Source organism: Actinoplanes sp. NPDC051388 (assembly GCF_055586225.1).
Genome location: NZ_JBVJIP010000010.1, coordinates 43,048 through 58,772, shown reverse-complemented (window position 1 = coordinate 58,772; position 15,725 = coordinate 43,048). Strand labels below are relative to the sequence as shown.

16 protein-coding genes, 1 tRNA gene and 3 pseudogenes are annotated in these 15,725 nt (G+C 69.3%); 8 read left to right on the top strand and 12 right to left on the bottom strand.

From position 1 onward, the window contains the following. Window positions 1–84: 84 nt before the first annotated feature. From ACZ6TI_RS24810 to ACZ6TI_RS24800, 3 genes and pseudogenes are all read right to left on the bottom strand, one after another. The gene (locus ACZ6TI_RS24810) at window positions 85–270 is read right to left on the bottom strand and encodes a hypothetical protein (RefSeq protein ID WP_465347799.1); all 186 of its coding nucleotides are present in this window, start codon (window positions 268–270) and stop codon (window positions 85–87) included. Between the two features lie 44 nt (window positions 271–314). Beyond that, window positions 315–910: pseudogene (locus tag ACZ6TI_RS24805) on the bottom strand (VirB4 family type IV secretion system protein); the annotation flags it as partial. A gap of 358 nt (window positions 911–1,268) precedes the next feature. After that, window positions 1,269–3,047, bottom strand: coding sequence for a sensor histidine kinase (locus ACZ6TI_RS24800; RefSeq protein WP_465347786.1), 1,779 nt, complete (start codon window positions 3,045–3,047; stop codon window positions 1,269–1,271). 587 nt (window positions 3,048–3,634) lie between these two features. On the opposite strand from ACZ6TI_RS24800, the pseudogene ACZ6TI_RS24795 reads away from it, so the two are divergent. Both ACZ6TI_RS24795 and ACZ6TI_RS24790 read left to right on the top strand, forming a co-directional pair. Continuing rightward, window positions 3,635–3,758 (top strand): annotated as a pseudogene (locus ACZ6TI_RS24795) (site-specific DNA-methyltransferase); the annotation flags it as partial. Between the two features lie 411 nt (window positions 3,759–4,169). Then, window positions 4,170–4,442 (top strand): annotated as a pseudogene (locus tag ACZ6TI_RS24790) (site-specific integrase); the annotation flags it as partial. 1,187 nt (window positions 4,443–5,629) lie between these two features. Here ACZ6TI_RS24790 and ACZ6TI_RS24785 read toward each other — a convergent pair. Next, entirely contained in the window at window positions 5,630–5,818 is a 189-nt protein-coding gene (locus tag ACZ6TI_RS24785) for a hypothetical protein (protein WP_465347516.1), read from the bottom strand. On the opposite strand from ACZ6TI_RS24785, the gene ACZ6TI_RS24780 reads away from it, so the two are divergent. Then, on the top strand, window positions 5,729–6,088 hold the full coding sequence (locus ACZ6TI_RS24780) for a tyrosine-type recombinase/integrase (RefSeq protein ID WP_465347785.1): 360 nt from the start codon (window positions 5,729–5,731) through the stop codon (window positions 6,086–6,088). The genes ACZ6TI_RS24785 and ACZ6TI_RS24780 overlap by 90 nt on opposite strands. A gap of 63 nt (window positions 6,089–6,151) precedes the next feature. Here the strand turns inward: ACZ6TI_RS24780 and ACZ6TI_RS24775 are convergent. The 6 genes from ACZ6TI_RS24775 to ACZ6TI_RS24750 all read right to left on the bottom strand — a co-directional run bounded on the left by ACZ6TI_RS24775 (window position 6,152) and on the right by ACZ6TI_RS24750 (window position 12,020). Then, a tRNA-Ala gene (locus ACZ6TI_RS24775) sits at window positions 6,152–6,225 on the bottom strand. A 65-nt stretch (window positions 6,226–6,290) separates the two neighbouring features. Next, complete coding sequence (gene sepX / locus ACZ6TI_RS24770) at window positions 6,291–7,013, bottom strand: divisome protein SepX/GlpR (protein ID WP_465347515.1); 723 nt, start codon at window positions 7,011–7,013, stop codon at window positions 6,291–6,293. A gap of 103 nt (window positions 7,014–7,116) precedes the next feature. Continuing rightward, entirely contained in the window at window positions 7,117–7,761 is a 645-nt protein-coding gene (locus tag ACZ6TI_RS24765; RefSeq protein WP_465347514.1) for a GNAT family N-acetyltransferase, read from the bottom strand. Further along, complete coding sequence (locus ACZ6TI_RS24760) at window positions 7,758–9,068, bottom strand: molybdopterin molybdotransferase MoeA (RefSeq protein ID WP_465347513.1); 1,311 nt, start codon at window positions 9,066–9,068, stop codon at window positions 7,758–7,760. Before ACZ6TI_RS24760 ends, ACZ6TI_RS24765 begins: the two co-directional genes overlap by 4 nt. Window positions 9,069–9,070: 2 nt before the next feature. Further along, the gene (locus ACZ6TI_RS24755; RefSeq protein WP_465347512.1) at window positions 9,071–9,973 is read right to left on the bottom strand and encodes a UTP--glucose-1-phosphate uridylyltransferase; all 903 of its coding nucleotides are present in this window, start codon (window positions 9,971–9,973) and stop codon (window positions 9,071–9,073) included. 52 nt (window positions 9,974–10,025) lie between these two features. Beyond that, the gene (locus ACZ6TI_RS24750; RefSeq protein ID WP_465347511.1) at window positions 10,026–12,020 is read right to left on the bottom strand and encodes a sensor domain-containing diguanylate cyclase; all 1,995 of its coding nucleotides are present in this window, start codon (window positions 12,018–12,020) and stop codon (window positions 10,026–10,028) included. 83 nt (window positions 12,021–12,103) lie between these two features. On the opposite strand from ACZ6TI_RS24750, the gene ACZ6TI_RS24745 reads away from it, so the two are divergent. Both ACZ6TI_RS24745 and ACZ6TI_RS24740 read left to right on the top strand, forming a co-directional pair. Further along, the gene (locus ACZ6TI_RS24745; RefSeq protein WP_465347510.1) at window positions 12,104–12,694 is read left to right on the top strand and encodes a 5-formyltetrahydrofolate cyclo-ligase; all 591 of its coding nucleotides are present in this window, start codon (window positions 12,104–12,106) and stop codon (window positions 12,692–12,694) included. Window positions 12,695–12,774: 80 nt separating this feature from the next. After that, entirely contained in the window at window positions 12,775–13,140 is a 366-nt protein-coding gene (locus ACZ6TI_RS24740) for an FmdB family zinc ribbon protein (RefSeq protein ID WP_465347509.1), read from the top strand. Window positions 13,141–13,145: 5 nt separating this feature from the next. Here the strand turns inward: ACZ6TI_RS24740 and ACZ6TI_RS24735 are convergent, their stop codons facing one another. Beyond that, window positions 13,146–13,325 carry a hypothetical protein gene (locus tag ACZ6TI_RS24735; protein ID WP_465347508.1) on the bottom strand — a complete coding sequence of 60 codons (180 nt, stop codon included), beginning with the start codon at window positions 13,323–13,325 and terminating at the stop codon, window positions 13,146–13,148. Window positions 13,326–13,387: 62 nt separating this feature from the next. Between ACZ6TI_RS24735 and ACZ6TI_RS24730 the strand changes: the two genes are divergently transcribed. After that, window positions 13,388–13,705, top strand: coding sequence for a translation initiation factor 2 (locus ACZ6TI_RS24730; RefSeq protein ID WP_465347507.1), 318 nt, complete (start codon window positions 13,388–13,390; stop codon window positions 13,703–13,705). 35 nt (window positions 13,706–13,740) lie between these two features. On the opposite strand, the gene ACZ6TI_RS24725 is transcribed toward ACZ6TI_RS24730, so the two are convergent. Next, the gene (locus ACZ6TI_RS24725; protein WP_465347506.1) at window positions 13,741–14,214 is read right to left on the bottom strand and encodes a DUF2231 domain-containing protein; all 474 of its coding nucleotides are present in this window, start codon (window positions 14,212–14,214) and stop codon (window positions 13,741–13,743) included. A gap of 182 nt (window positions 14,215–14,396) precedes the next feature. On the opposite strand from ACZ6TI_RS24725, the gene ACZ6TI_RS24720 reads away from it, so the two are divergent. Further along, the gene (locus tag ACZ6TI_RS24720) at window positions 14,397–14,834 is read left to right on the top strand and encodes a Fur family transcriptional regulator (protein ID WP_465347505.1); all 438 of its coding nucleotides are present in this window, start codon (window positions 14,397–14,399) and stop codon (window positions 14,832–14,834) included. Between the two features lie 29 nt (window positions 14,835–14,863). Further along, a complete protein-coding gene (locus ACZ6TI_RS24715) occupies window positions 14,864–15,718 on the top strand; it encodes an oxygenase MpaB family protein (RefSeq protein ID WP_465347504.1) in 855 nt (284 codons plus the stop codon). Window positions 15,719–15,725 lie beyond the last annotated feature (7 nt).

Below are 15,725 nucleotides of genomic sequence, written 5' to 3'. Positions count from 1 at the left end.
ACACGTCAGAGACCTCTGAGACGATCCCTCCAAATACGGTATCGCCCGCTGTAGTGACTTATCGGTGAAGCGAGAATCTGGTCGCTACGTCCCTGTGGGCACGCCGGGTGAGCGGGGATCAGTCGACGGGTGCGGCGGCGGCCGGGCGTTGGGCCGGTAGCCGTCGGCGTTGGTGGCCAGGGTCAGGCACCACATCTGCTCGGACTGCTGCTCGTGGTGCCGGCGCCGCAGCGCCCCGACCCCGACGCACCCCCACCAGCGCTCAAACATCCCGGAATTCCTTCACAATCTCGCTGAGAAGCGGCGAACTCCAGGCCATCGACGACGAGTTGATGCTCGTCGTCGTCGGCGACGCTGGGAAAGCGACCCGGCTGTTTCCGCAGGCCAAGAGGGCATCTCCGCGTGCCGCGGACAGCAGGAACGTCTTCTCACCCTCGGTGAGCCCGAACGCCTCCGCGACGGCGTGGATGGCTTGCGGGGCTTGCCGCAGCAGCACCTGCGTGGCCGCGTTGGACACCACGGCCCGGCCGACCTCGGTGCCCAGCACGTCGGCGGCGTCCTGGGTGACCACGGTCAATCCGGCCCCGTACTTGCGAGCGGACTTGGCCAGGCGGAACAGGAACATCTCACCGAGCCCGGCGCGCAGCATCAGCCACGCCTCATCGACCAGCACCATCCGGCGCACATCCGGCGAGGAGCTCGCGACCTTGCGCCAGCTCGCATCCAAGGTCAGCAGGGTGCCCACCGGTTTTAGCTCGTCCGGCAGGTCCTTGATCGCGTACACCACCAGGTGCCCTTCCGGGGCGGTGGTGGTCGGCCCGTCGAACAGCCCGGCGAACGACCCGGCCACATATGGATGCAGCCGCGCGGCGAGGGTCCGCCCGGCGTCACCCATCTCGGCCAGCGCCTGCGCAGCACCTACGGCCACCAGGCAGGTTGAACACATCGCGAACACTGATGATCTTGTTTCAGGTGAACACAGCGTGCTCGGCCGAGGTCGCGATGACGGCCCTCGATGCGGGCAATCAACCGGCGTGCCACCGGTGTTCACGGCCTGTGCAACCTCGTAGCTGCCTGTTCAACCCCGGCGCCCGACGTGTTCACCGGCCGCCTTGTTCAAGCCGCGTCCGCCGTCGAGTGATCTTGTTCAAGCACTGAGTCGATCTTGTTCATGACGGCCGACGCAGCGCCGCAGTTACCCGGCACGCCGCCGTGCGCGCCCATCAAATGAAAGCCACGACCATCATGGGGGTCGTCCGATCCCTGTTTTATGCCTGACCTGCGTCTTCAACATCGGATGGATCTTGTTCATGGTGGTGGAGCCCCGATGAAGATGGCAGCCCGTGTGCGCTGGGATGCCGCTGTAAGCAGTCAGGCGGAGGCTTGGCGGGCAGGCGGATCAGGAAGGTGGTGCCGGGGCCGTCGTGGTCGGCCAGGGTGATGGTGCCGTGGTGTCGATCAATGATGGCCCGGGTGATGACGAGTCCGAGACCGGTGCCGGGGATGCGATTGGCGATGGCGGTGGTGGCGCGGTAAAAGCGGCGGAACAGTCGGGATCGTTCGGCGGCGGGAACGCCGATGCCGGTGTCAGCGACGCTCCAGGTGATCGCGTCTTCGTCGCTGAGGTGCGCGGTGATCGTGATGGTGCCGCCCGCAGGGGTGTATTTGATCGCGTTGCCAAGCAGATTGTCGGCAACTTGCAGCAGGCGTTCCGCGTCGCCCCGCAGCGGCAGTTCACGACCGATGTCGAGGGTGACGGTGAGCCGTTTGTCGGCGGCGCCGGCCTTCGCCGTGTCGACCGCCTGGTTGATCACCTCGGCGAGGTCGATCGGCGCGGGATAAATAGCGAGGTGGCCGGATTCCAGCCGCGCCAGGTCGAGCAGGTCACCGCTCATCGCGGCGAGACGTTCGGCGCTACGGGTGATGGTGTGCAGGTACTCGCGCTGCTGGGCGACGGACAGCTCATCGAGTTCGTCGTTGAAGAACGCGGCCGTGCTGGTGATCACCATCAGCGGATTGCGCAGCTCGTGGGTAACCATGGCAAGGAACTCGTCTTTGGTCCGGGCGAGTTCGAGCGCCAGTTCTTCGGCTCGCCGCCGTTCCAGGTACTGCCCGACGCGCGCGGCGACCCCAGAAAGCAGGTTGATCAGGCTGTCCTCGGGATCCTCGACGTGGTCACCGTAGATGGCCAGAGCGCCGCTGACATGTCCGGCCGAGTGGATCGGGACGCCGACTGCTACATGCAGGCCGTGGCGAGCCGCGGCCCGGTTGCGCAGATAGGACGTGTCAGTTGCCAGGTCGGGGATCCATCGAGGGCGGACGTCACGGCACACCGCACCGGGCAGGCCGATGCCGTACTCCAGCTCATCAACGATGAACTCGGTCACGTCACGACCGGTCCACCGTGCAGTGCAGGTCAGGACCTGCCGGGTGTCGTCGATTGACCACCACTCGACCACCGGCCAACCCATGCTCAGCCCCAACGCCTCTACAACCTTCGTACCAGCTTCCTCGCTGCCGGTAGCATCGATCAGGCAGCGAGAGACAGCGGCCTCCACCGCAGCGAACCGCTGGGCCCGGTGAGACACGGTGACGTCGTGGGCGAAGGCGTGGAAGAGCCGCCCGGTCGGACCGTCGGTCGTCGTCAACGTCATCTCGATCGGAAACTCGTGACCGTCCCGGTGCCGGGCCTCGAGGCAGAGCCGCTGCCCGAGTACGCGCCCCGGCCCTCCGTCGAGCAGGCGCTGCATGCCGGCGAGGTGCGGAGCATGCCACCGCGGTGGAATGATCAGATCTTCGATCGGCTGGCCGCATGCCTGCTCTTGGGTGTAGCCGAAGGTGGTCTCGGCTGCCGGGTTCCACGCCGCCACACGCCCGTCCACACCGATGCTGACGTACGCCTCCAACGCGGCGGCCAGGACCCCATCGGTCACGTTCAGAGTCCGCCCCGTGCAGCTCACCTGGCTTTGTGACTGCTGCTCCATCGCGCTCCCTGCCGTCGCGCGGTCGTCAAGCGCTTCCGCGGCCTCGATGGAGACCCCGTTCATCGTCACCGTAGCCAGCGTCGGTAGCCATGCGACCCGTTCCGACGATTCACTCGAACGGCTGCTTCTTGAACGCCCACTCGCATCAACGCCGCACCGAATCAACCGGGCCGAGGCATCAAATCTTTGGTCCCGGATGGGAGTGGCGTGTTCAATCCTTGACCTGCGTGTTCAACCCATGATGGATCTTGTTCGTCGTGGGTTGAACGGACCGCCCGGGGCGATCGGCGGCCGGTGGGCCAGTCGGTCAGACTCCAAGTCGAGGCCCGGATTTGTATTCCCTCAGTGTCAGCGCTTGTCGGCGGACGTGGCCCACCACCCATGCCGCAGACCTCCCCGCACAACCCCGATCCCAGCACCGAACGCCCGCGTGTCGGGCTCGTCGCCAGTGCCGCCCGGTACTTGCACCGCCACCCGGCCACCGTCACCACCGGCGGTGACCACACCCGGGTTCGGTTCACAGATGACCGGCCCGCCCGCGCCCGGCACCTCGCAGAAGACGGCGTCGCACTGCTTCTGGCCGGGTTACCCCGGCCCGGCGGCTGCGACCGTCCAGGGGTCCTCGCCACCACCGAGGCGATGCACCAGGAGTCCGAGACGGAGTGCTGGTACCGCGGGCCTCGTTCTTCCAGAGAAAGAACGTCCACGACGCCGTCAACGCCGGTGACCCGCAATGGCTCATCCAGCACGAGGACTTGCTGGTGTTCCGGCTCGGCGGAAACTCCACGAGTTCGGCTGAACCCACGCACTCGCAACGCAAATCCATACTCGACAAGCCGGAGGCTCGCCGGCACCACTCGGCATCGAGCTGGTCAGACACCGGCGACGCGCGCCGGCCCCACAGACTTGATGTTTCCACCCCGGCACGCGTGGATCGGCGTCCAAAACCGGCCCCCGGCCAACGCAGATCCTGCGGTGGCGCCATTGCACCCCTGGCGCGCCTGGGCCAGGACGCTGAAAGGACACCCGACCCGTGCCCGCGCCATCCACACCCCAGGCTGGGGGCCGTATCGGCAGATACCGATGACCGCCAGCGGTCCGCCGACCACGACACGTCGCCCCGTTTGCCCGATGCGGCACGCCAGCGATGACTCCGACGCCCACACCGACCAGGAGCGCTGACCCATGGCCCGACCTCCCCTGCCCGTCGGAACCTGGGGCAACATCCGCACAGAAGAACTTGGCCGCGCTCGGTTCCGCGACTACGACGGCAAGACCCGCGATGTCGAAGCCACCGACACCACCGGGCCAGCCGCCATCCGGGCGCTCAAGGAGAAGCTCCGTGACCGCGTCGCCCCCAACGACGACGAGATCACCAGGGAAACCCACGTCAGCACGCTCGCCGACCTGTGGATCGAGGAGATCACCGCAGAGGAACGAGTCGCGCCGCAGACCATCACCTACAAGATGTACACGTGGCCGGTAAGCGGTCCGCACAGCCGTGGACGCCAGCGATCCGGGAACGTCGTGCCCCATGGCCGTGACACCGCAAGATTCACAAGCCACCCGACAACATTCTCCGAACGGGAGTTCTGAAGTCTGGTCGTGAAGGCATTCGGGATGCTGGCTGACCTAGGCGTTGTGCCCGAACCTGCCCGACGAACGTGGTCGCCACAGGCGTTTGTGGGGGGGGTTTCGGGGGGCGATTCAAAATCGCATAGACAAACATCAAGGCCCTGACCGACGTTTCCGCTGGTCAGGGCCTTAAATATGTGGAGCTGAGGGGATTTGAACCCCATAGACCCTGCGACCTGCGGAAACGTGAGAAGTCGGGCACATAGATCACCTGACCAGCGCGAGGATTTCAACACCTGACACCCGTTGACCACGCTGTACGTGTTCTGTTGTGCCGGATCTGTGCCCGATGATCTTGCTGGATGGGTCTGGCTGGGTGCCACCTCACATTCGCCTCGACCTTCCGGGACGCCCTGCGTGGCATGTACTGGGCCTGATCCCTCTTTTAGGGTCGTCCGACTTGGCAAGAGGCGCATCGTGCGAGCCGATACGGCATCCGTCAGGTCGATGGCGCTGCGTAGTGCACATTTATACGTTTCGTGTATCCAATTTCCTCAACCACGGAGTGGACACGTGAGGATCAACATCAAGAGTCGCGCAAAAGCTGGGCTCGTCGTGCTGGCAATCGCGGGTGCGACGTTGGCCGTAGCTGAGCCAGCATCGGCCGCACCCACTGGGTGTGGAAACGGATGGGCAGGCCAGGGCATCACCTACACCAGCGCCTGGTGCTCAGGAGGCACCGGCACGTTCAACGTGTGGGCGCAGTGCAAGTCGAGCGTCTGGCCGTACCCGTACTCGTTTGTGGAGAGCAGTTGGCGCAGCCCTGGGGGGACGGCGTTGACCAACTCGGCGTATGTCCAGTGCCCCTTCCCCATGAGCATCATCAACCGAGGAATCGGCCGAAGGAACTGATTAGGCCCACCGTCGACGCCTGGGGCCCGCAGCCAAAGTGCGCTGGGGCCCCTACCCCCGACTGTTAGCTTGAGAATCGCCTTGAGTAGCGCCCGAAACCAGCTACGGAGCAGGCCGGACGACAGGCATACGGAGGTTTCTACGTCGCTCCACCCAAGTCAGGATCGACCGGAGAGATCGACCTGGACGACGCTGTTGCCCAGGCGCTGGCCGACCACACCCACCAGTTCCCGCCCGTCACCGTCGAGCTGCCCGACATCACCCGGGGCACGCCCGATCCTGGCAAGCCTGCTCTCAGGCGTCCGGTCGCGCTGCTGTTCACAGACCACCTCGGTCGGCCGATTCACGACCAGGCATGGTCCAAGCTCTGGAAGGGATGGCGCAACGACGCTGGGTGGCCCGAGGAAGGAACTTTCCACTCTCTGCGTCACTACTTCGCCACGGCGCTGATCGCGGCGAACGTGGACCCCACTGACGTCCAGAACGCACTACGGCATTCAAGCCTGCGGATCACCCTGGAGACGTACGTTCACTGGTGGCCAAAGAAGGAACGCCTTCGGAACGTGATCGGTTCCGCGCTGCGTTCGGCTGCCACCAAGAACTTGAATCAGCCCTGAGCTGTGCCAGATCTGGGCCAATCGATCATCGCCGCGAGTATCCGCAGGTCAAAGCCATATGGGTGGAGCTGAGGGGATTTGAACCCCTGACCCCCTCGATGCGAACGAGGTGCGCTACCAGTCTGCGCCACAGCCCCATGGCCCTCGGAAGGGCCTCGACAAGGCTAACAGGTCGTCCACAACGGGTGCGAACGGGATACCCCTAGGCCGTGAACGACCGGCCGCCCGCCTGATAGGCCCGCCCGCGCAGTCCGCCACCCCGGCGATAGGACACCGACCCCCCGCTCGCGACGGCCGGCAGGTCGGTCTCGGCCGGTTCCCGGTCCAGCCCCATCGCGGTACGCCGGACAGCCTCCCGCTGCGCCGCAAGCCGCCGCTGCGCCTCGCGCCGAGCCGCTGCCCGCCGCGCCTGTTCCCGCCGCACCTCGGCCTGCCGCGCGGCCAGCCACACCGCCTCGCGGGCTTCGATCCGGCGCCGCCGCCGGTCCGCCAGGGCCCGGTTCCGCAGGTGGATCAGATAGACCCCGAGCAGCGACCCGGTGACCGCGAAGCCGATCCAGAAGCCCGGCCCGACCGCCAGCACACCGACCAGCTCGATGGTGTTGAGCAGCAGCAGCGCCGCGAAGACCCGCCGTCGGCGCACGACCGCGGGAGTGTGCGGCGTCCGGCGTGGCGGGCGTCGGGTGGCGGTGACGAGTTGCAGATTGGGGGCGGCCGAGACCGTAACCGTGACCTTGCGAGGCAGGTTTACCGGTCGGCGCCCGGGCACAGTGCGGATCCGGCGGCGGCGGGAGAGCACCCGCGCCGTCGAAAGCGCCCGTTCGTGGGCGAGTCGTTCCGTGGCGTCGTACCTGCGCACGAGGGCCGGCGCGAGGGCCAGCAGCCCGGCCGCGGCGAGGACGGCAAGGAGCACCGAGGTCGGCACCCGGTTCCTCCCGTCAACCTCGTGAAATACGCAATCTTTTCGAGGTTAAGGGCGAGAGCTGCGGAAATAGGTGCGGCGCGCCGGGCGCGTCACACTGAGTTGATCATTTAGCCGTGGTACGGATCCGGCGCCAGCGGGCCAGCAGGCCACCCTCCGCGGCGATTTCCTCGCTCGTCATCGCGTACCCGAGGTGGTCTCGCCATTGCCCGTCGATGTGCATGTAGCGCGGGTGGTAGGCCTCTTCGCGGAAGCCGAGTTTCTCGACCACCCGCCGGCTGGGCGCGTTTTCCGGGCGGATGTTCACTTCGACCCGGTGCAGGCCGCCGGCTCCGAACGCGTGGTCCACGGCGAGTGCCATCGCGGTCGGGATGACGCCGCGGCCGGCCACCCGCGAGTCGACCCAGTAGCCGACGTACGCCGAACTGAACGCCCGCCGCACGATGTTGCCCAGGTTGATGTGGCCGACCAGCCGGTCCTGCCCGGCGTCGTCGCGCAGGCAGACCGCGAAGGGCATGCTCTCGCCGCGCCGGGCGGCCCGCTTCATGTCGCGGTAGACATACATGTAGGCGCGCGGGGAGTTCATCTCGATCCACGGCCCGGGCGGCGCCGACTCCCAGGGGGCCAGCCATTTCTGATTGGCGATCCGCACCTCGGACCAGGGCCGCGCGTCGGACCGGCGGTAGGCCCGCAGCGTGACGGGTCCGTCCGCCAGGACGGCAGGCCATCCGGGCACGGACCCCAGCATCATCGCCTCCGGTCAAGCAACAGCACGTCGACGGTCGACCCGGCCGCGGCCGAGGTGACCCGCTCACCGAGGACCAGCAGTCCGTTGGCTTCGGCGAGGCCGGAGAGAGTGTACGGCCCACCGGCGAGGGGTTGCACCGTATACCCGCCGCCGCGCCGCTCGGCAACGTGCGCCGGCCGGAATTCGCGCAGGCCACCGGGCGAGGAGATGGTTTCCAGCAGGTGGGCCTTCACGCTGGGACGGAACACCGGCTCGGCCCCCGCCAGTAATTGGATCACCGGCCGGGCCAGCACCTCGAAGCCGATCAATGCGGCGCCGGGCTCGCCGGGCAGGCACACCACCGGCACCTCCTCGCCGCCGACCGTGCCGAAGCCGAGCGCGGTGCCCGGCGAGAGCGCGACGTTGGTGAACTCCACGACCCCACGCCCATTGTCCCGCCTGGACAGCACCCGCCGCAGCATGTCGCCCGGCCCGGAGCCGGTGCCGCCGGTGGTGATGATCAGGTCGGCGCGCAGCGTCTGGTCCTCCAGCAGTCCGCGCAGGCCTTCCGGGTCGTCGTCGCAGATGCCGATCCGATAGGCCAGGGCGCCCGCCTCGACGGCCGCGGCGGTGAGCGCGTGCGAGTTGGCGTCCACCACCTGACCGGGCTGGCTCGGCCGGCCCACGTCCACCAGCTCGTCGCCGGTGGCCACCACGACCACCCGCGGGCTGGGCCGGACCACCACGTGCCCGATGCCGGCGGCGGCGAACACGGCGACCATTGCCGGTGTCACGTAGGAGCCGGCCGGGGCGAGCACCTGGCCGACCGCGACCTCGTCACCGGCCCGCCGCACCCCGGAACCGCGCTTGGGGGCGTGCATGATCTCCACCGCGGCCATGCCCTGGTCGGTCCAGTGCACCGGCACCACGACGTCGGCGCCGATCGGCAGGGGTGAGCCCGCCGCCACCGAGAAACAGGTGCCGGGCGTGAGGCGTACCGGTCGCCAGCTCGCGGCGCCGAGGTCGCCGACCACATTGAGCCGCACCGGGCGCGGACCGCCCTCGAACCGGCCGAAGGACGGGTGCGAGCCGATGCGGCCGGCGGCCGCGAGATCTTCCCAGCGAGCCGCATAACCGTCGATCGCGGCCTGGTCGAAGGCCGGGAACGGATGCGGGGCGAGCACGTCACCGGAGAGCACGTTGCCGTGCGCCTGGGTGAGGTCGAGGTCGAGCGGGGGCAGCGCACGGAGCCTGCGCAGCACGCTGCCCAGGTATTCCGCGAGAGGCATCAGCTCGTTGGCGGCCGCCTCGGCGTCGGCCGTTGCGGTCATCCCTACTTGCTCCCCACGAACTCGCGCAGCCAGCCGAGGAATTCGGGACCCAGGTCGGGACGCTTGACCGCGAGCTGCACGACGGCCTGCAGGTAGCCCAGCGGCATGCCGGTGTCGTAGCGGTGGCCGCGGTAGATGATGCCGTGCACCGGCGTGCCGTCCGCGAGGAGCTGGGCCATCGCGTCGGTGAGCTGGATCTCGCCGCCGCTGCCGGGCTTGGTGTTGTCGATCGCGTCGAAGATCGACGCGGGCAGCACGTAACGCCCGAGGACCGCCAGGTTGCTCGGCGCCTCGGCCGGCGACGGCTTCTCCACCAGTCCGGTGACCTCGACGACGTCGGTGGTCTCGGTGGGCTTGATCGAGGCGATGCCGTAGCGCGAGGTCTCCGAGGGGTCCACCTCGACGAAGGCCAGCACGATGCCCCCGGTCTGCGCCTGCAGCTCGAGCATCGACGGCAGCAGCGGCTCCTCGACGTCGACGAACTCGTCGCCGAGCAGCACCGCGAAGGCGTTGTCGCCGACGTGCGACGCGGCGGTGCCGACCGCGTGCCCGAGCCCGAGCGGCTCACCCTGACGGCAGGTGTAGATGTCCGCGAGCTCGCTGGTGCGGCGCACCGCGGCCAGCCGCTCGAGGTCGCCCTTCTCCTCCAGGCGGGCCTCCACGTCGGGACGCCGGTCGAAGTGATCGACCATCGACGTCTTGCCGCGACCGGTCACCAGCAGCACGTCGGTGATCCCGGCGGCGGCCGCCTCCTCGACGATGTACTGCAGGACCGGCCGGTCCACCACCGGCAGCAATTCCTTGGGCACGGCCTTGGTGGCCGGCAGGAATCGGGTGGCCAGACCGGCCGCGGGAATCACGGCCTTCACCGCCCGGCGGTTGCCGGTGGGGGCGTTGGTCGTCATGGGAAAGGTCACCGCACCTTCGCTCGGATCGTGCCCGGACATGCAGCCGAGACTATCGGCCGCGACTCTGCCGCGGCGGCTGCGGCCCGCCGAGCGCCGTGCCAGCTTGATCGAACTGCCCATCCGCCCGGGTGCGCGAAACCACCTGGGCCAGACGGTACGTGTCCCGGCCCGCGTTCTTGGCCGCATAGAGAGCGTCGTCGGCGGCGTCGAGCACGGACTGCGCGGTCACACCGTGTTCCGGATAGACCCCGATGCCGATGGAGACGCTGATCGGGATCCGGTCGACCATCCGCCCGGTGACCGAATCGGTCCGCCGTCCATCGATCGGCACCGGAATGTCCCGAATCGCGGAGCCCAGCCGCTCGGCGACTATCGCACCGCCGTACGCGTCCGTCTCCGGCAGCAGCACCACGAACTCCTCGCCGCCCTGCCGGAACGCCACGTCCACCTCGCGCAGCCCGATCCGCAGCCGCCGCGCGAACTCCGCCAGCACCGCGTCCCCGGCCGCGTGCCCGTACGTGTCGTTGACGTCCTTGAAGTGGTCGAGGTCGAGCACCAGCACGGTGAGCATGCGCCCGAACCGGCTGGCCCGCTCCACCTCGCGGCGCAGCGACTCACGCAAACAGCGGTAGTTCCACAGCCCGGTCAGCGGGTCGGTCAGCGACAGCCGCTGCGCCTCCTCGTGCACCCGCACGTTGTGCACGGCCACCCCGGTCTGCCCGGCGAAGGTGCGCAGCGTGTGCAGGTCGGCGTCGTCGAACTCGTCCGAGCCCAGCCGGTCGTAGAGCGCCAGCACCCCGAGCGGGGAGATGCCGCCGTCCGGTTCGTCCGGGTCGGCCGGTGGGCAGATCGGGACCGCGACATACGTACGGCAGGCAGGCTCGTCCAGCGCCGGCCCGCCCAGCCCGCAGATCCCCCGCCGCGGCTCCCCGGTGGCCGCGACCGCGCCGAGCACGCCCTCGCCGAGCGGCACCCGCAGCCGATGCAGTTCCGACTCCGGCACGTCCCAGCGGCCGGTCAGCCCCTCCGCGCAGCGGGCCACCAGCCGCCCGTCCTTCGGGTCGATGAGCAGCACCAGTCCGGCCCGGGCGCCGGTCGCGGAGAGCGCGGTCTGCAGGATCACCTGCAATATCCGGTGCAGGTCGTGGGTGCTGGACAGGGTGTCGCCGAGGATCGCCAGGTGGCCGCGCAGCTGGTCGCGGCTGGCGGTCAGCGCCTGCACATAGGCCTGCAGCTCACGGGTCATCCGGTTGAACGCGCCGCCGAGCCGGCCCAGTTCGTCGTCGCGGGTCAGCGGCACCCGGGTGTCCAGTTCGCCGCCGGCCACCCGGTCGGCGGCACGGGCCAGCTCGGCCAGCGGGCGGGTGGTGGACCGGGCCAGCCAGCGGGCCACCAGCACGGCGCCGGCGGCCACCACCAGCACGCCCATGGCCATCAGCGCGTACAGGCCGCGGGGGTCGTCGGCGGGCGCGCTGACCGCGAGTGGCAGGGGCTGGCCGGGGCCGCTGGGCAGTCGCTTGATCTCGCCGGTGCGCCCGCCGCCGGCGCCCAGGGCCTGGGTGGTCTGCACGGTGGCGGCGTCCGCGCCGTCGTGGGCGAGCAGGATGACGTCCGCGCCGCTGGAGGCGGCCAGCCGGTCGACGAACCCGGCGTCCAGTTCCTGCGCGGCGACCACCAGCAGTCCGTCGGCGGCCTCGGAGCTAGCCGAGATCGCCGCGACGCCGCCGGCCGGGTTCGCGCAGTCCCGCCAGTCCGGGCTGCCACCCGCGGTGATCTCGGTGGCCAGGCCGCGGGCGACGAGCTGGCGGGCGGCGTTGGCGCGCTGGTCCGGCGGCAGCACGGCGACGGCGTCGGCGGTGGCCTGCAGCTGGCGGCAGACCGCGCCGATGGCCGTGCGGACCGTCGTGGCGGCATGATCGAGCCGTTCGGCGGCACGATCGCGGTTCACCGTGGTGACCGTGAAGCCGACGAAGAAGGATCCGAGCAGCACCGGGCCGAGCACGACCGCCAGGAAGGCGGTGGTGAGCCGGCCGCGAAGCGTCACGCATCCTCCTGCACAAATGGCCCTCTTTGAGGGGATGCTGACATGATGTGCACCGTTTGCCGGTTTTTGGAAGGGGGTGTTGCATGTCCGATTTCGCCCTAGACGCGGAACGATCAAACGGAGGAAAAGTTGCGCTCCGCAATCGACTGCTCACAGCGCGCCGATCATTGCCCGAGGCCGTCCGCCGCTCGGCGGACGCGTCGGTCCAGGCTTCCACCATCACATGGGTACGCACCCGGCAACCGACTGTTTGTGCGGCATACGCCCCGGTCGGCCGCGAACCGGGCGGCGCCGACCTGCCCGAGCGCCTCGCCGAACTGTGCACCGTGCTGCTGCCGATCCTGCTGCCGGACGGCGACCTCGACTGGGCCGAATTCGACGGCAGCGCCACGCGTTCGACGCGGGGTCTGATCGAACCGACCGGCCCGCGGCTCGGCGTCGACGCGGTGCGCGAGGTGCCGCTGATCATCGTGCCCGCGCTCGCGGTGTCGCGCGACGGCCTGCGGATGGGCCGCGGCGGCGGCTCCTACGACCGGGTGCTCGCCCGCGCCCGCGCCGCCTACTCGGTCGCCCTGCTGCACGACGGTGAACTGCTCGACGAGGTGCCGGCCGAGCCGCACGACCAGCGCGTGCACGCCGTCGTCACACCCGCGGGAGGCCTCAGTGCGGTCTGAAGAGTGGACGAAATAAACTCCGATGACGCAGCATTGGCACTCGTAGCCACGGAGTGCCAGACGACTTCCCCGGAGGACCAGTGCCGACCTACCAGTACGCGTGCACCGAGTGCGGCGAGCGCCTCGAGGCGGTGCAGTCGTTCTCCGACCCCGCGCTGACCGAGTGCCCGGTCTGCCAGGGCAAGCTGCGCAAGGTCTTCAACTCGGTCGGGATCGTCTTCAAGGGCACCGGCTTCTATCGCAACGACTCCCGCAAGACGCCCGCCGAGGCGTCGTCGACCAACGAGTCGAAGTCGGAGACCAAGACGGAGACCAAGACCGAGTCGAAGTCCGAGACGAAGTCCGAGTCGAAGTCCGACTCGAAGTCCGACTCGGCCCCGGCGAAGTCCACGGAGTCGAAGCCGGCCTCCACATCCGCGAAGCCGGCGGCCACCACGACCAGCTGATCCCGCTAGTCCCAGTGCGGCGGGCGGTCCTCGAGCAGACGGTCGTCGTTCGAGGTCTCGACCTCGCCCCACCCGCGCTCGGTGTCGTCGCGGGTCTGGTCGGGCAGCAGCGGAGCCTCTTCGGGGCCGAAGTCGACAGTGCGCTCGCCATCAGCGTCGTGCTCAGGCTGATCCAGAATGTCCACGAAAACAGGGTAAGCCGCGTCGCCGCTCTCGTCTTCCCCCAGTCGCTGTACCGTCGGTGAACGTGAGCACCCCCACCGGCGGCGACGACGCATTCTGGCAGCGGCCGGACGATGCCTCGGCCGCGAGCCGCCCGGCCTCCCCACCACCGGTGCCCGAGCCGGCATATCCGGGGCCGCCGCGCACCGACCCGCCTCCGCCGCACTGGCGGCCGCCGACGATCGCCCAGCCTCCGCCGCCGCGCACCATGCCGGGGCAGGACCTGGACGCGCTGGCCGAGGCCGAGGGCTCGGCGCGCACGGTGACCTACGGCGTCGGCCTGGTGGCCGGCGCGATCGCGTTGATCGTGATGTGCCTGCTCTGCGCCCGCATCGTCTTCTGACGACGACGCCTGGTGACGACACGGGCGGCAGGCTTCTAGTACTGACCCCAGACGGCCATCGCGCCGGAGTCGCCGGTCTGGAAGACGTAGTAGCCGGCGGCCGCGGACAGCGCGACCATCACCACGGCCAGGCCGATGTCGGCGACCTTGGGCAGCGATCCGGGCTTGCGCACGGTGGCGACCACCAGGATCAGGGTGACCACGCCGAGCGCGAGCGAGAGCCAGAAGGTCATCGTGCCGTAGTCCATGTGATCACTCAGGATCACCGCGCCCTCGCCCTTGAGCCCCTGGGCGATCAGCCGATCGTAGAGCTCCTCGCCGGAGAGCCTGGCGACCAGCGCGGTGATCGGCGCGATCACCGCGAGCAGCCCGACCGCCCACCAGATGCGTGATCGCAAGCGGGCAACGAGCGCGTAGACGATCGCGCCCAGCGCGAGCAGGGGAACGAACACCACGGCCGCGTGCACCACGAGGGCATGCACCGGCAGGCCGTTGATCTGGTCGAACACGGACGCCTCCTCAGTTATCGGGATCGGACGCAGGCGGCAACGCTGGGCCCGCAATGATCCCCCTGCGTGCGCCTACGCCGGGCCCGCCCGAACGGTTCACCGAATCGCTCAAAACTTCAATAACCTTGACCCGTCAACCCGCCGGGTTGAGCACCGCGGGCCTCGCATGCTGTCATGGAGCGATGTCGACAGGTGCGGAAATGCTGCGGGCGTGCGGCCTTCGGGTCACCCGGCCCCGGCTGGCCGTGCTGGAGATCCTCACCGAGGGCGGCCACCTCGAGGTCGACGAGATCACCCGGCGGGCCCGGGCGCGTCTCGACTCGGTGTCCACCCAGGGGGTCTACGACGTGCTCGGCGCCCTGTCGCGGGCCGGCCTGGCGCGCCGCATCGAGCCGGCCGGCAGCCCCGCCCGCTTCGAGGCCCGGGCCGGTGACAACCACCACCACATCGTCTGCCGCGGCTGCGGCTCGATCGAGGACGTCGACTGCGCCGTCGCCGAGCGCCCCTGCCTGCAGCCCGGCGCCGGGCTGCAGGGCTTCGAGCTGGACGAGGCGGAGATCACGTTCTGGGGCCTGTGCCCGTCGTGCCAGGCGCTGCGGAGTGCCGACGCGACGAGCTGAACACGTTCAAGTTGTGGCACGCTGGAGGCATGGACGCGGACTTCGGCCTCTTCGGCCCCGGATCGGTGACCTGGAAGGTCCATCAGGAGCCGATCGTCACGATGGGCGGGCTCCGGTCGCTCTATCTGCAGGCCCTGCATCCCCGTGCGGTGGCCGGCGTGGTGCAGAACTCGTCCTACCGGTCCGACCCGTGGGGGCGCCTGGACCGCACGTCGATCTATGTCGGGACGGTGCTCTACGGCACCACCGCCGAGGTCGAGCAGGCGGCGAGCCGGGTGCGGCGGCTGCACTCGCGGATGACCGCCACCGATCCGAAGACCGGTGAGACGTTCCGGATCGACGAACCCGACCTGCTGCGCTGGGTGCACGTGGCCGAGGTGGAGTCGTTCGTGACCACCGCGCGCCGGGCCGGGCTGCGGCTCACCGACGACGAGGTGGACGCCTATTACACCGAGCAGGTGCGGGCGGCGGAGTTGGTCGGGCTCGACCCGGCGACCGTCCCGGCCACGGCCGCCGAGGTGGAGGCCTACTACGCCGAGATGCGGCCCGGTCTCGAGCTGACCAGGGACAGCGTCGAGACGGCCTATTTCCTCACCGTGCCGCCGGTGCCGTCAATCTGGGGCGGCTCGGCGATGCGGCTCGCGCTCAACCTGAGCCCGGCACGGCTCGGCTATTTCGGGGTGGCGGGCACGGCGATCGCGTTGCTGCCGAGCTGGGCCCGCAAGATGTATGGCGGCCTGGGCTGGCCGACCACCGATTTCACCGCCGACCTGTCGGTGCGGGCGATGCGGCTGCTGATCCAGGGCGTGCTGGCCGCGGTGCCCAAGGAATATCGCGTCCCGCCGATGCGCAAGGCCGCCCTGGAACGCGCCGGCCTGGCCTGACCAGTCG

Coding starts and splice junctions, on each gene's coding strand:
- ACZ6TI_RS24715 (WP_465347504.1), top strand. CDS start 14,864: ATGGACGCGGACTTCGGCCTCTTCGGCCCCGGATCGGTGACCTGGAAG.
- ACZ6TI_RS24810 (WP_465347799.1), bottom strand. CDS start 270: ATGTTTGAGCGCTGGTGGGGGTGCGTCGGGGTCGGGGCGCTGCGGCGC.
- ACZ6TI_RS24745 (WP_465347510.1), top strand. CDS start 12,104: ATGTCCGATTTCGCCCTAGACGCGGAACGATCAAACGGAGGAAAAGTT.
- ACZ6TI_RS24755 (WP_465347512.1), bottom strand. CDS start 9,973: ATGACGACCAACGCCCCCACCGGCAACCGCCGGGCGGTGAAGGCCGTG.
- ACZ6TI_RS24765 (WP_465347514.1), bottom strand. CDS start 7,761: ATGATGCTGGGGTCCGTGCCCGGATGGCCTGCCGTCCTGGCGGACGGA.
- ACZ6TI_RS24760 (WP_465347513.1), bottom strand. CDS start 9,068: ATGACCGCAACGGCCGACGCCGAGGCGGCCGCCAACGAGCTGATGCCT.
- ACZ6TI_RS24720 (WP_465347505.1), top strand. CDS start 14,397: ATGTCGACAGGTGCGGAAATGCTGCGGGCGTGCGGCCTTCGGGTCACC.
- ACZ6TI_RS24800 (WP_465347786.1), bottom strand. CDS start 3,047: ATGAACGGGGTCTCCATCGAGGCCGCGGAAGCGCTTGACGACCGCGCG.